Source organism: Halioxenophilus sp. WMMB6 (assembly GCF_033283405.1).
GTDB lineage: Bacteria > Pseudomonadota > Gammaproteobacteria > Pseudomonadales > Cellvibrionaceae > Halioxenophilus.
Genome location: NZ_JAWMQR010000001.1, coordinates 807,538 through 822,126 on the forward strand (window position 1 = coordinate 807,538; position 14,589 = coordinate 822,126).

The 14,589-nt window shown below is 49.0% G+C and carries 11 protein-coding genes; 3 read left to right on the forward strand and 8 right to left on the reverse strand.

All coding sequences use genetic code 11. The annotated features are described in order from the left end of the window. Nucleotides 1-18 precede the first annotated feature (18 nt). Entirely contained in the window at nucleotides 19-1,281 is a 1,263-nt protein-coding gene (locus tag SBL51_RS03440; RefSeq protein WP_317929195.1) for a lipoprotein-releasing ABC transporter permease subunit, read from the reverse strand. Nucleotides 1,282-1,617: 336 nt separating this feature from the next. Here SBL51_RS03440 and SBL51_RS03445 point away from each other — a divergent pair, with 336 nt between their 5' ends. Continuing rightward, nucleotides 1,618-1,941 carry a hypothetical protein gene (locus tag SBL51_RS03445; protein ID WP_317929198.1) on the forward strand — a complete coding sequence of 108 codons (324 nt, stop codon included), beginning with the start codon at nucleotides 1,618-1,620 and terminating at the stop codon, nucleotides 1,939-1,941. A gap of 32 nt (nucleotides 1,942-1,973) precedes the next feature. Here the strand turns inward: SBL51_RS03445 and dnaQ are convergent, their stop codons facing one another. The 3 genes from dnaQ to SBL51_RS03460 are packed head-to-tail and all read right to left on the reverse strand — an operon-like array spanning nucleotide 1,974 to nucleotide 4,047. After that, nucleotides 1,974-2,681 (reverse strand): DNA polymerase III subunit epsilon, encoded by a 708-nt coding sequence (dnaQ, locus tag SBL51_RS03450; RefSeq protein ID WP_317929200.1) that lies wholly within the window; start codon nucleotides 2,679-2,681, stop codon nucleotides 1,974-1,976. Between the two features lie 50 nt (nucleotides 2,682-2,731). After that, nucleotides 2,732-3,166, reverse strand: a complete 435-nt coding sequence (rnhA, locus tag SBL51_RS03455) for a ribonuclease HI (protein ID WP_317929201.1) — start codon at nucleotides 3,164-3,166, stop codon at nucleotides 2,732-2,734. Then, nucleotides 3,163-4,047 (reverse strand): class I SAM-dependent methyltransferase, encoded by an 885-nt coding sequence (locus tag SBL51_RS03460; RefSeq protein WP_317929203.1) that lies wholly within the window; start codon nucleotides 4,045-4,047, stop codon nucleotides 3,163-3,165. The genes rnhA and SBL51_RS03460 overlap by 4 nt, the downstream gene beginning before the upstream one ends. A gap of 114 nt (nucleotides 4,048-4,161) precedes the next feature. Between SBL51_RS03460 and gloB the strand changes: the two genes are divergently transcribed. Together gloB and SBL51_RS03470 are read left to right on the forward strand one after the other, a co-directional pair. Next, complete coding sequence (gene gloB / locus SBL51_RS03465; RefSeq protein ID WP_317929204.1) at nucleotides 4,162-4,977, forward strand: hydroxyacylglutathione hydrolase; 816 nt, start codon at nucleotides 4,162-4,164, stop codon at nucleotides 4,975-4,977. Between the two features lie 271 nt (nucleotides 4,978-5,248). Then, complete coding sequence (locus SBL51_RS03470; protein WP_317929206.1) at nucleotides 5,249-6,883, forward strand: LysM peptidoglycan-binding domain-containing protein; 1,635 nt, start codon at nucleotides 5,249-5,251, stop codon at nucleotides 6,881-6,883. Between the two features lie 29 nt (nucleotides 6,884-6,912). Here SBL51_RS03470 and SBL51_RS03475 read toward each other — a convergent pair whose 3' ends face one another. The 4 genes from SBL51_RS03475 to lon form a co-directional block, all read right to left on the reverse strand. After that, a complete protein-coding gene (locus tag SBL51_RS03475) occupies nucleotides 6,913-8,322 on the reverse strand; it encodes an HDOD domain-containing protein (RefSeq protein ID WP_317929208.1) in 1,410 nt (469 codons plus the stop codon). 619 nt (nucleotides 8,323-8,941) lie between these two features. Further along, complete coding sequence (locus tag SBL51_RS03480) at nucleotides 8,942-10,816, reverse strand: SurA N-terminal domain-containing protein (RefSeq protein WP_317929211.1); 1,875 nt, start codon at nucleotides 10,814-10,816, stop codon at nucleotides 8,942-8,944. A gap of 494 nt (nucleotides 10,817-11,310) precedes the next feature. Next, nucleotides 11,311-11,586, reverse strand: a complete 276-nt coding sequence (locus SBL51_RS03485; protein ID WP_317929213.1) for an HU family DNA-binding protein — start codon at nucleotides 11,584-11,586, stop codon at nucleotides 11,311-11,313. 447 nt (nucleotides 11,587-12,033) lie between these two features. Then, on the reverse strand, nucleotides 12,034-14,442 hold the full coding sequence (gene lon, locus SBL51_RS03490; protein ID WP_317929214.1) for an endopeptidase La: 2,409 nt from the start codon (nucleotides 14,440-14,442) through the stop codon (nucleotides 12,034-12,036). Nucleotides 14,443-14,589 lie beyond the last annotated feature (147 nt).

The following is a 14,589-nucleotide window of genomic DNA, read 5'->3' on the forward strand; positions in this document are numbered from 1 at the left end:
GGTTGGTTCATTGAGTAGTCAGTCGTAACGAAGGGCTTCGGCAGGCTGTACACGAGAAGCCTGATAAGCCGGGTAGAGGGTTGCCAACAGGCTCATGAAGAGGCCCATAACAGCGATAAAGAGCGTATCCGACAGCTGCCACACCGATGGCAGCTTGGATACAAAATAGACGTTCGGGTCAAACAGCTGGGTGCCAAATAAGCGTTCGGCCAAGGTCACCAGATCGCCAATGTAGATAGCAACCACGCTCCCCAAAAGTGACCCGACGATAATACCGAGCACCCCGACCGCGCTGCCTTGAACCACAAAGGCGGCCATCACCTGCAGTGGGCTCATACCCATGGTACGGAGCACGGCGATATTGGCGCGCTTATCAGAGACCATCAACACCAAACTGGTAACGATATTAAATGCAGCCACAGCGACGATAATCATCAACAGGCAGCCGACTACGATCTTTTCCATTTTTACTGCCCGAAACAAGCCACCTTGGGTGTGGCTCCAATCGACCGCCGTTATAGAAGGGGAATAGCTGGCGGCCAGCTTCTCACTCACGAGCTGCATGGTGGCGCCGGCGGTGTAGAGATTTTCGGTTCTAACCCGCAGGCCATCCGCGGGTTGCAGCGTGCGATACAATTTTTGGGCATCTTCAAGATTAACCAGAGCCAGGCTTTGATCCTGCTTGGCGCCAACCTCAAATACCCCGACCACAGTCACCCGCTTCTGACGTGGAAACACACCCGCAGGCGTAACGCTGAATTGCGGCAGAACTAGCAGTATCTTGTCGCCGGTGGTCACACCCAGGTATCTGGCCAGCAGCCGCCCAATCACAATGCCAAACTCGCCGGGCTGCAAAGCTTCGAGACTGCCAACCAGCATATGTTCGGTAACTTCAGAGACCTGTTGCTCGGCCTCTGGGTCCACCCCCTGAACTTCTACTCCTTGAATACCGTAGCCATAGCTGAGCATGCCATAGCCCTGAATAAAGGGCGCGCTAGCCACCACCCCGGGCACCTGGCCCACCTCGTTTTGCAATGCCTGCCAATCGGCAACGCCATCGGCGGATTGTATAAATCCGTGGGGTACCACGCTCAAGATGCGACGCTTGATCTGGTCGTCAAAGCCATTCATGACAGACAAAACGACCACCAACGCAAAACAGCCGAAGGCCATACCCACCAGTGAGAAGATTGAAACGAAGGAGATAAATTGATTGCGCCGTTTGGCCTTCAGGTACCGTAAACCGATAAACAGGGGCAGAGGCAGTCGCTCAGATAACATCAATGATTACAATTCCAGGGAGTGAGAAACAGATCCATCTAGCGGCCGAAGGTTCACCCCGTGAGGAAAAATGACTCTTGGCGGATACAATTTGCTTACTTTTTCAGAAGGGATGATACAGGTTACTCAATCTTTGTCGATTAAGGCGTGCTATGCTTGATTAGACGTTGGCGTTGCAATATTGGGTGAGCCCCGGGGGGCAAATTATTGTGCACCCGATATCCGACGATGCATATTGCGTATGGCCACACGGCTAAGCCTCAGCCAATGCTTATTTCTAACAATCCACCTCTTTGGATCAGAGCCAAAGCACTACCGATGAATAAAGCTATACAGATGAAAAAAACAATCAAAATCGTGGCAGCCCTTACCGGCATTCTCTCCTGCTCTGCACCGCTTTTAGCAAGCGCGGAATCCGTGATTATTCCCGTTGGAGAGCAAGGCCTGGACCGCGCAGCGACAGCACTGCCCAGCTTGGGAATGAACAAACAGTATGTGGAGAAAAACTTCGGCTCCCCCAACAGCCGCAAAGGGCCAGTTGGTGACCCTCCCATCTACACCTGGGTTTACGACGACTACACCGTCTATTTTGAATACGATACGGTTATTCACACCGTGTTAGAACCCAAACCCACCACCGCCAGCAGCAGCAGCGATTAACACTCCGTTGCTGCTCCATCCACTATCCCCAATTACTGACGCCAAACAACTGCATCACCCGACCGTTTGGCGATCACATCCAGTGTCTGTTCGTGCTCTTTAAGCTCTGCCTCTGATGCCATGATCACCGGTAAAGGCTGTCGGGCCACAGAGAGCCGACGGATAGCCGAGCCGGAATTACCACCGCCCTCCCCCTCCTGGGCACTCAGCACCAGTGAGGTTTGTCCGCCAGTCATATTCAGATAGACATCGGCCAAAATCTCGGCATCGAGCAGTGCGCCGTGTAGTTCACGGGCAGAGTTATCAACGAAGTAACGCTTACAGAGCGCATCCAGATTATTCTTTTGCCCTGGATGCTTCTCCCTCGCCAGAGCGAGGGTATCGACCACTGAACAGAATTCGGTTATCGATTTAAAATTCGGGTCCAGGCGCCGAAACTCGTGATCGATAAAGCCAATGTCGAACGCCGCATTGTGGATCACCAGTTGACCACCCTTAACGAACTCCAAAAATTCTGCGGCAACCTCTCTGAATTTTGGTTTATCCACCAGAAACTCATTGGTGATACCGTGTACATCGATGGCTTCCTGTTCGATCTCACGCTCAGGTTGTAAATATTGGTGAAAGTGGCGGTGAGTGAGCTTGCGGTCGACCAGCTCTACGCAACCGATTTCAATAATCCGGTGCCCCTGCTTGGGGTCAATACCGGTGGTTTCTGTATCCAATACTATCTGACGCACATTCGCTCCAAAGTTAATCTACTTAGCTATCTGATCGAAAGGCTGTTCTTCTAGGGCAGTTCATCAATACCCTTGTTCGCCAGCTCATCGGCCATTTCGTTCTCTCTGTGGCCGGCATGCCCCTTCACCCAGTGCCACTGCACTTGGTGACTGGCGACCAGCTGATCGAGCTGCTGCCAAAGATCCGCATTCTTTACCGCAGATTTACTGGCGGTTTTCCAGCCATTGCGTTTCCAGTTATGGATCCACTCGGTTACACCCTGACGAACATATTGGGAATCAGTGGTCAGGTCCACCTGACACGTCTCTTTCAATGCCGACAACGCCTGGATGGCTGCGGTCAACTCCATACGATTATTGGTGGTGTTGGCCTCACCACCGTAAATGCCCTTCTCCTTACCCTGGTATCGAAGCACTGCTCCCCAGCCACCGGGGCCTGGATTACCACGACAGGCACCATCTGTGAAAATTTCAACCTGTTTCAATGCTGCCCTCCGGAGCGCACAAAGGGGCGGATTTTACCTGGCTGATTGGCTGCGTGGGAGACCTTCGAAGCCACTTTACTAACACTAAAGCCATTCATCGAATTTACCGATTGCCATTGAGGCTTGATAGGAATAGCTGCCCCCTGCTCCTTCCGGGCGATGATCATGTAAAAACCACCGAAAGGAGACAGCAGATGCTCACCCAGCGGCTCAAACCATTGACTCTTATCGATAAAGAATTGACTGTTGATCGGCATACGAAAATAGCCTGTCTCTATTCCTACCGGCTCACAATCAAGCAGCCGCAGCCAATCAACAACCCGAGCAACCCGAATGGCATGGCTTCTTTGGTATGGCTTACGGAAGGTATAGCGAGAAAACATCCGGCTTACCCCCAACGGACTCAGGGGGTTGAACCCCACTATTACAATATGGCCATGAGGGGCTACAGCACGCACAACCTCACGCAGTAACCGATGTGGCTGAGCGGCAAAATCGATAACATGGTGAAGCAGCGCCACGTCCACTGAGGCCTTATCCAGTGGCAGTTGGTCAAATTGGCATTGGCCGGTAAAGATAGATTGATCCCCCCCCATGGGGTGGAGGCCAAAACAGTGGTTTATCTTGCTGTTGGAGTACAACTTGGCTCGCCGAACGACGCTGAGTTGCACCAAGTGATAACCGAACAGATAGCTGAGAGCTTTATCGATCATCTCCTGTTCGGCCTGCAGCAGCGAGGCGCCGAGGGGTGTTGCGAACCACTGTTCTAAACTGGGTGCCAACTCCTCGATATCGACCACACCGAAGTTTTTGCGAAGCGCTTCCACCATAGCAGGAGGCAGCAGGTGCCGTTGTTGTCGGAAGAAGTTTTTATCATTCATTGTTAATATTCAAAGAAGCTTTAAGCGTCATGGTTGACTGAATTAAATACCCCATTACCATCGTTGCTAAAGACGCTTCTATCTAACTCACTCAGCTTTGCAGGCCGACACATTATGACCCAGGCAAGCACTCCACTCCAGCCGCAGACTCTGAATATTACCGCTATTCCCGCCTTCACCGACAACTATATCTGGTTGATAGAAGATCGATCCGCCAATTGCTCCTGGCTGGTAGACCCGGGTGATGCCGATGCGGTAATCAACTATTTACACAGTAGAAACATCACAAACCTTAAGGGAATCTTGGTAACCCATCATCACCCAGACCATATTGGTGGTATCGAAAAGCTGATGCGCGCCTACCCAGGGATCGCCATTTATGGGGTTGAATCGAGCCGAGTGACCATGATCACCAATGCGGTCGCCCCGGGGCTGACATTAAGCCTCTCGGCCAGCTGCCAATTCGATGTTTTGGGTGTTCCCGGCCACACCAGCGACCACATCGCCTATCTTCTGAAGTCTGAAGATCAACCCTCCCTATTTTGCGGAGATACCCTGTTCTCAAGTGGCTGCGGCAGACTGTTTGAAGGTACAGCAGCGCAGATGCGCCTTTCACTACAACAGTTCCGCTCACTTGCCCCGGGCACAAAAATTTACTGCGCCCATGAGTACACCCTAGCGAATTTGAAGTTTGCACAAGCGGTAGAACCGGCCAATGCCGACTTAAAATTGAAATACAAATGGGCAGCTGAGCAGCGTGAATCGGGACAGCCCACAGTACCCTCAACCATCGGCAATGAATTGGTCACCAACCCGTTTATGCGGTGGGATCAGGCACAAGTTATTGCCATAGCGCGAGCACATGGAGCTATAGACGACAGCCCAGATGAGGTGTTTAAAGCTATACGGCAGTGGAAAGATCACTTTTGAGCCTATAAAAGCCAGCCACAAGGAAACTTCGTCCTAACAAACCACTCAAACCGCCCGGATCTTCCAAAAGTGGTTGGCTACAAAATGGGCTATATTTGACTCAGCTGCGACACTTTTCTAAGATTCCTAGAGTTATTAGCAGCTGCTTAGTTATACCTCTAGAAATATAAACAGTTTCATGGGCAAGCAACCCTGGCGCGAGCATTTGAAACACCAGACCAGCAGGAATGATTCACAAGGAACCATACGCCAAACGGTAATGACGCAACCCATGTTAAAAAGAAAGTTTCTATTCACCATCACATTAGGTGGCCTTACGCTTCTCGCAGGCTGCAGTACACAAACAGCCTCTATCGCACCGACTTCCAGCAATTCACTGGCTTCAGACTCCCAATACGATAACGTCAATTTGGGCGAAGTAACCAATGCAGACCATTGCGACATTGTTGAGTATGAAGACGCCGATTTTAGCCTGAGCGATCAGGTGGATTTGTGGGAGCGCCTCCGCCAGGGCTTCGCCCTGCCCGACACAGACCACGAGCGCATCCAAACCTACGTCGATTGGTACAAGAAACACCCAACCTACCTGGATAGAGTCACCGAGCGCGGGACCCCTTACCTGCAATACATCGCCTCACAACTCGAAGAGCAGGGCTTGCCTCTGGAACTGGCACTGCTACCGATTGTTGAAAGTGCGTTTGATCCGTTTGCCTATTCCCATGGCCGCGCCGCCGGTATGTGGCAATTTGTACCTGGCACCGCTAAAGCCTACGGCTTAAAACAAAACTGGTGGTATGACGGCCGCCGAGACATCGTCGCCTCAACTGGCGCGGCCATCAAATATTTGAGCTACCTGAACAGTTACTTTGATGGCGATTGGCTGGCAGCACTGGCCGCCTATAACTCTGGCGAAGGGACCGTTAGCCGGGCGCAGAAGCGCAATCGCAAAGTGGGCAAAAGTGATGACTACTGGAACCTGAAACTACCCAAAGAGACCGCCGCCTATGTACCCCAGCTGTTAGCGCTGGCGAAGATAATCAAAAACCCAGAAGCCTACCAGATTACCTTGGCGCCACTGGATAATCGCCCATTCTTCCAAGAAGTACCTATCGGCTCGCAGATTGACCTGGCACAGGCTGCCGAGCTGGCTGAAATATCCATCGACGAGCTCTACAAGCTCAACCCAGGCTTTAATCGCTGGGCAACCGACCCAACGGGGCCACATCAGTTACTGATTCCCATTGAGAAAGCCTCGGTATTCACCGAAAATCTGTCTCAACTGGATGCTGGCAAGCGCGTTGGCTGGGAACGTTACACCATCAAAAATGGTGATTCGCTGATCTCAATCGCCAACCACTTTGATACCGATGTCACAACACTGAAAACGGTCAACGGCTTAAAAGGCAATTTCATCCGGGCGGGAAATGCCTTAATGATTCCGGTAGCCATGGCATCAGACAAGGAGTACTCCTACAGCGTTGACCAGCGTCTGCTGCAGCGACAGAGCAAACGCCCAGGTAACGAAAGCAGCTTACGCAAAATTACCTACACCACACAAAATGGTGATTCGTTCTGGAAAATTGCCCGACAACACGAAGTGGGTGTAAGAGAGCTGGCCAAGTGGAATGCGATGGCACCAACAGACCCATTACCGGTTGGCAAAAAGTTGGTTGTCTGGTTGAAGCCGGAAAAGGCTACCTCGTTGGCAAGCAGCGCCAACTCCAGCCAGTCTTTGGTACGTAAAATCCACTACCAGGTGCGCAGTGGTGACTCGTTGGCGAGAATCGCCAGTAAATTTAATTTAACGGTTTCCCAAATCCAGAGCTGGAATTCCGTAGCCAGAAAAAAATATCTCCATCCGGGAGATTCTCTAACGCTCTTTGTCGACGTCCGCAATGCCAACTAACTCAGTGGGTGTTGCGCACGTGTCGGCGGTTATCGTGCTTGTGACAAGATTTGCAGGCACATTTCAGTCTGCTGAATAAAGTGCTTAAACCCCTCAAACTGCTCCTGATTTAACTCTACAGCCCCGCCTGCTCTATCAACGTAAAAGACGGCAACTGGGCGACCGTGTATCTTTACATTGGCTAAAAACGTAGCGTGTTTACCGATAATTTTTCTTATCGATGGCGTATAGAACTGGGCGAACCGGCGATCACTGGGATTGGTTATCCATACTGGAGAGGAACTACGATAGGCCAGATGCAGGAGGTTATCTTCGTCATCCAAGGCATAGTGAATATGATCGCGCCAGCCATCGGACTTATCACCAACCAGGTAGCGAGCGTAGATTTTATTTTGGCTGATCAGGCATATAAGCACGCGCTCGATACCCACGCCACGATGTAACCCTTCCAACACCATTTGAAATACGGAATTCAGATCCATTTCGGGCAATGCCGAAGATAACTCGCGCAATATGCTTAATTGCAGAGCCGGATCAGGAACAAGCTGTACCTTCTGAGCCTCTTCTTTGGGCTTATCACTGGAGACTTGGTGCGGACCAGGGATTAAATGGGCGATCCTTCCGGCGCCAAAAGTATCCGCCATGCTGATCGCTTGTTCTGCGGCGCTTTTGCACTCTGCCAACGCCGATTTGGCAGATGAGCCTTTTAACCTGGCAACTTCCTCTATAATTTCTGCCATCTCTTTGCAGTGCCATCCATTCGGTGCTGACTCGGCGACCAAAGCGGCGAGATTTATGGCTCTAGATGAGGGTGTCTCCTTGTGTAATAGCGCATCGGACAGTGTTGGCCCCAGTTTCCAGGCGGCACACAAACCGCGGCTAATCTGAATAAAACTAGTGCCTAAAATACGTTGGCAGGCCTCCTTGACAACCTCCCCATTGCCAATACTCTCATCCAATTGGTCGACCTCCGGGCTATTAGAAGCCCAAAAGACCAGCTCCCCCAATCGAAAGAGTAAACCTGCAATAAACGCCTCTTCCTGCTCTGACTCTTTATCACTGGTGCAGAGCTGCTTGGCTTGATTAGCACTGTGGAAACTTTTCGCGAGGCAATCCAAAAGTCGATGACGCACCCGCCCTTTGAGCAAGCTATCCACGACAATCAGGGAAACACAAATGGAGCGAATTTGATCAAAACCGAGCAGCACGATCGCTCGGCTTACCGTACTTATTTTTAAGCCATTGGGATTATAGTGGACACTATTGGCCACTTTGATTATCTGCGATGTTAAATTGGCGTCTTTTAATATGACCTCAGCAAGTTGAGCAACACTGGTTTCGCTATCGTGGGTAAGCTCCAGTAATTGCTTAACAATTACCGCCATAACAGGTACTTCAGCACGACTTAAACGATCAACCCAGTATTTTGTCCCGCTCATTCCTAAATTAACCCCCTAAGTGCAGGCCGTATCCCTACCAATATAGATTACAGAAATTAACTTGAACTAAGTCTAGTTCATAATGTGAACCCGGCAGAGATTTTGTAGGCACCAACAAGAATAATCGATGGATAAAATACTTATGCCATACAAACAGCAAAACACTCATAACAATTGAACCCCAATAACCTCAAATAAAAGCGTTTTTGTTATATAGCACCAGTCTCCATCAATGAATTCCTACTCAGTAAGAGCACAACCCTATTTATTACAACCGCACAGGCAGCCCTATAACCAAAAGCAAGAGATGCGATCTACGTTTTTTCCTAGTAAAAACATTCGCCAACAACCGGAAAGCTGATCCCACTCGTGAGATTGCTGAATTAGTAGTCTTGAAGTGAAGTGAAGTGAAAGGAGGACGATTGGCGTTCAGGGTTACTACTAATCAGACCACGAAAAAAGGGGCACCACCTTTTGAGCAATCAAAAAAATGCCCACCGGTATTTGGGTGGGCATTCTTAGTGGGTAGCTTACTACCTTTCGGCTAGTAGCCAGCGCCAGTCTGTTTTTGACACGGCATTTACAGCGGTATTTAAAATCAGGAGCTGTGTAACCGGGATTATTCGTTGGTAACCTCGGCGCTATCGACAACAAATTTACGCACATTAGCCAAATCAGAGTTACCAAGCAGTTGCGTCAATTGAACATTGACCGCACTTTGGTTGGCTTCACTAATGTTATTCAAATCCGCACTGTTAACAGCAGAAAGGGAAACAATCGCGATTTTCCCGTCGGACATTTCAACGCTATCGAAAACACGGCCTGCGCGCGGTTTAGGCATCGCGAACAGATGCTCCACCAATCCAGAATCCAGGCTGGGCTGCTGTCGCTTAGTGCCAAGCGAAGCATTTATTTCCACACCGAAGGACGAGGCCACATCGGCCAGAGAGGTGCCGGCTTTCAAAGATTGAAGCGCACTTTGAACTCTTTCATCAAGCAAAACTGTCGCCAAATCTTCTGTAACTGCCAGCGTCACTTGATCGCGTACTTCCGAGAAGGGTTTTACGGATTCCGCCTGGTGCTGCACCACTCGAAATACGACTAAATGCAAAGGATCAATCTCGATTACGTCACTGCTGCGACCGCTTTCAATAAGCTCATCAGAAAAGGCAGCTTCGTTCACCTGAGGATTAGCCAATATACCGATGGCAGTAGCGCGTGAGGATGGCCCAACCGTTTCGACCGACAGCCCTAACTCTGTAGCGGCGGGTTGCAAATCGGAAACATTGTAAGTCAAATCTTCGAAATCAGATTTTTTCTCAAGAAAAATACGGTCGGCCTCTTCAGATTTTATTTTCTCTATCAGAGACAATCGCATCTCATCCAAAGTGGGCATAGAGGATTCAGAGACATCAACCAACTTGATCAGGTGGATACCATAATCCGTTTTTATCGGCTCTGAAACCTGCCCCACCTGTAGCTGAGCCAGCGCCTGCTCGAATTCCGGAACAAACTGCTCACCACTGGAATAACCTACGTCCCCGCCAGTTTCACGCGATCCAAAATCATCCGAATACTGCTTGGCTAACTCTGAAAAATCTTCACCCTCAGCTAATTTTTTCTGCACATCCGCCAGTCTTTGTTCATAATCATCAGAGCTGGTATCAAAAAGAATGTGGGCTGCGCGACGCTGTGTAGTTGACTTGAAATCTTTAACAGCTCGATCGTATTGCTCTTTTATCTGCTCATCAGATACCGAAACACTTTCAGCTAAATATTCAGCGTCCAACTCGACAGCTTCCAAAGTCACCATTTCGGGTTTTAGATAGCTATCTTGATGCTGATCATAATATTGCTGCAACTGTTCTTCAGTTACCGTAACCTGATCTGCAACGGAGTTCGGATCCAAACTCACATACTCGAAATCACGGGTTTGCAAGCCAAGAGCAGATACCAAATGCACTTCGTTGGGAAGAGCAAAATTGGATTGCCCAACGCCAATAGCGTACTGATTAAGTAACACTTCTGCGCCGATTAAATCTTGGTAGGTTTGATGGGTAAAACCAGCACTGCGAAGGACTTGTTGGTATAACTGCGAATCAAACTTCCCTCCAACCTGGAAGTCGGAGCTATTGACCACAATCTGATCAAGTGTTGCCTGGGCGGCGACCATTCCACCATTATCTGCTGCCTGCAATAACGCAGCGCGTTGAATTAATGACTGCAATACGGGCCCACGCAGGCGCTCATCACTCAAAAACTCAGGGGGTAAGCTGGAACCGAATTGGGCCATCAATTGGCGGCGCTGAAGCTCGATAGCACGAGCGAGGTCAACTTGACTAATCGGCTCTCCGTTAACCTCTGCTACAGCCTGAGTATTGGGATTAGTATTGAAGAGAGAGTCGATTCCAAAGATAACCAAAGGAATACAAATTAGAACGACCAAAAAGACAGCTACAGTGCCTTTTAGATTGTCTCGAAATGTTTGTAACATTTTAATTCCTAGATAGAACTGGCATTTGCCGCCGTTGCAAAGCCAATAAAAAAGGTGCACATTCCGGTGCACCCTTTTTACCATCGAATTCGCTTAGCGGAATCAATCTAATTTAATTCAATGTTGCTGTTGAACCTGCAACACTGATCATTAGGATGAGTATTGCATTAGAAACAACTAGCGTTTTTAGTTCCCACCAAATCTTAACTCTTTGCCAGTAGCAGAGCATTCCCTGTCAGATTCTCAAATTTGAGCTGCGGTGCTCAAAAAATACCAATTCTGAGCCCTAAATGCAGCACCGGTAAACCGGCTAGTTGCAACCAAATACACTGTAAATTTTAGCGTGATCTACTCTATACCACGCCCGCCGTAATACGTTTAACTAGATAACTGCGGGTCTGGTAAAAGCTAGCAGGCAACACCGATGGCTAAATTGTTTACATCAGGGGTACATCAAAAATGATTGGGGTATAAGGACTATATCGCTGTTATTATTAGGGGTTTACAGCATCTTTCAGCGCTTTCCCTGCTTTGAAGCTAGGAATTTTAGCCGCTGAGATTTCAATCGGATCACCAGTTTGTGGGTTACGGCCAGTCCGAGCAGCACGCTCTTTTACAGAGAAAGTGCCAAAACCTACCAGCACCACCTGATCACCATCTTTCAGAGCACCAGTGATGGTGTCTACCATTGCGTCTAAAGCACGACCAGCAGCAGCTTTTGGAATATCAGCTGACGCGGCAATGGCTTCAATAAGCTCTGATTTATTCACGCTTTACCCCTCATTTTTTGAGTTTAATTTTTACAATCTCGGGTTAGATCTATACCTTCATTTCGCCTGAAAGCCACTGTTTTCGGGCGTTTCAAACGAAAGACGTTTTATACCAACAGTAGATTAATGGGTCAAGGAAGAGACACCGGATATCCAAAAATAAATTACTGCACGCCAAACTTTTGCTGACGGGAGCACTTCGGTAATGGATTGGGCCGCATTTGACCCTCAATAACGAGTGGCACCAAAAATATTAGGGTTTGTTATTGTGTTTATCCACCCGGTTTTTGATCGAAAATTCTAGAACTAAGCCAAGCGTAACTGCCGTTAGAGCAGTGAAACCAATCTTTGTTCACAAGTTAAATAAAACCCCGGGCTCTATCCCTATCGAGAGATTAGGATAATAACCCAGGGCTTGCAGTACCAATGCTGGCAAACTGTTAGAACTTAGTGTCGAGCCCGCTCTATAGATGGACCTTCAGCGCGTTCCTCCAGTGCTCGAAACTCCTCATCGGAAAAAGGTTCAGGCATGTGAGTTAAAGCAACCTCAAGCACCTGATCAATCCACTTAACTGGCTTGATAACCAAAGCCTCTTTAATGTTGTCAGGGATCTCTTTCAAATCCCTTTCATTATCTGCAGGAATGAGAACAGTTTTTATCCCACCGCGATGGGCTGCGAGGAGTTTTTCCTTCAAGCCCCCAATCCGTAACACCTCACCGCGCAGGGTAATTTCACCGGTCATAGCGACATCGGCCCGGACAGGAATGTTCGTCAACACACTGACCAGCGCCGTACACATGCCAACACCCGCACTGGGGCCATCCTTCGGTGTCGCGCCTTCTGGTACGTGAATATGCAGATCGGTTTTTTCGGAGTAATCAGGAGGAATACCCAAAACCTGCGCTCGGGAACGCACCACCGTCATCGCAGCTTGTATAGATTCCTGCATAACATCGCCCAGCGAGCCGGTCTTAACCAAACGACCTTTTCCTTTGAGTGCGGCCGCTTCGATGGTAAGCAATTCGCCACCCACCTGAGTCCATGCAAGCCCGGTAACCTGGCCTATTTGATTTTCCTGTTCAGCCACTCCGTAATCGAAGCGTTTCACACCAAGATATTTTTCTATGACATCGCTTTCGACAATGGCCTTTTCAATAGATTTATCTTTCACATGTTGCGTTACCACTTTGCGACAAATCTTTGCGATTTCCCTATCCAAGCCCCGAACACCCGCTTCGCGCGTGTAGTAACGGATAATATCTCGGATAGCACTTTCGGCGAGATCAACTTCCTGCTCCTTCAGACCATTACGCTCAATTTGTTTCGGCAAAAGATATTTTGTGGCGATAGCAACCTTCTCATCCTCGGTATAACCCGGTATGCGGATAATTTCCATCCGGTCCAGCAATGGGCCAGGGATATTCATGGAGTTGGAAGTACAGATAAACATCACATCCGACAAGTCGTAATCGACCTCAAGATAGTGATCGTTAAAGCTATTGTTTTGTTCTGGATCCAATACTTCCAGCAAAGCGGAAGCAGGGTCGCCACGATGATCCATACCCATTTTGTCGATTTCATCGAGTAAGAACAGTGGATTCTTAACACCGACCTTAGACATTTTCTGGACCAATTTACCAGGCAGTGAGCCGATGTAGGTACGGCGATGACCTCGGATTTCAGCTTCGTCTCTAACGCCACCCAAAGCCATACGCACAAATTTGCGGTTGGTCGCTCTAGCTATCGACTCACCCAAAGAGGTCTTCCCCACACCTGGAGGACCAACCAAGCAAAGTACAGGACCACGTATTTTCTTAACACGCTTTTGAACAGCCAAATATTCCAATATGCGCGCTTTAACTTCCTCAAGACCGTAGTGATCACGCTCTAGTATCTCTTCGGCGCGATCCAGATCATTGCGTACTTTACTGCGTTTTTTCCAGGGTACATTAACCATCCACTCGATGTAGGAACGTACCACTGATGCCTCTGCAGACATTGGCGACATCATTTTTAGCTTGCCAAGTTCGGCCCTGGTTTTCTTTTCAGCCTCCTCGGACATGCCAGCGTTGATGATCTTCTGCTCCAAATCTTCCAGCTCATTGGGCTCATCACTCAGATCGCCCAACTCTTTTTGAATGGCTTTCATTTGCTCGTTGAGATAGTACTCGCGCTGACTTTTTTCCATCTGCTTTTTAACGCGGCCGCGAATGCGTTTCTCAACCTGAAACAGGTCTATTTCGGCTTCAATTAAGCCAAGAATGTGCTCAAGCCGCTCACGCACATTGACCATTTCGAGAATCTCCTGCTTCTGCAAAAGATCCAGAGACATGTGAGCAACGATGGTGTCAGCCAATCGACCAGGCTCATCAATGCCGGAGAGCGAGGTCATTACCTCAGCAGGAACCTTCTTACTTAAATTAACGTACTGTTCGAACTGAGCCATGGCCGTCTTAACAAGCACATCACCTTCCCGAGAAGGGATCTCTTCCGGCAGTAACAACTCAACATCGGCTTTATAGAAAGAATCACCTTCATCAACGGCAAGTACTCGGGCTCTGTCTCCCCCTTCTACCAATACCTTGACAGTGCCATCCGGCAGTTTCAGGAGTTGCAGAACAGAAGAGACAGTTCCTATTTCGAACAGTTGATCGGGTGCGGGATCATCATCGGAGGCATTTCGTTGGGCCAACAATAGTACCTGTTTGTCGGTAGCCATTGCTTGCTCAAGTGCCTGGATGGACTTTTCACGCCCCACAAATAACGGTATTACCATGTGCGGGTAGATAACAACATCACGCAATGGCAGAAGTGGCAGGCTTTGAACGCCAGATTCAGAAATATCGGATACCATGCTTATAAGTGCCTCACATTAATCTTTGTGAGCCTGCTGGGGTACCAACAGACACAATCATGGGTAGTACGTGGGGTTGGCAGTGGTGAAATACAAGCGTCCGTGCCGTATTAGTGTGGAATAAGCGATTTAGGGGATGACGATAAC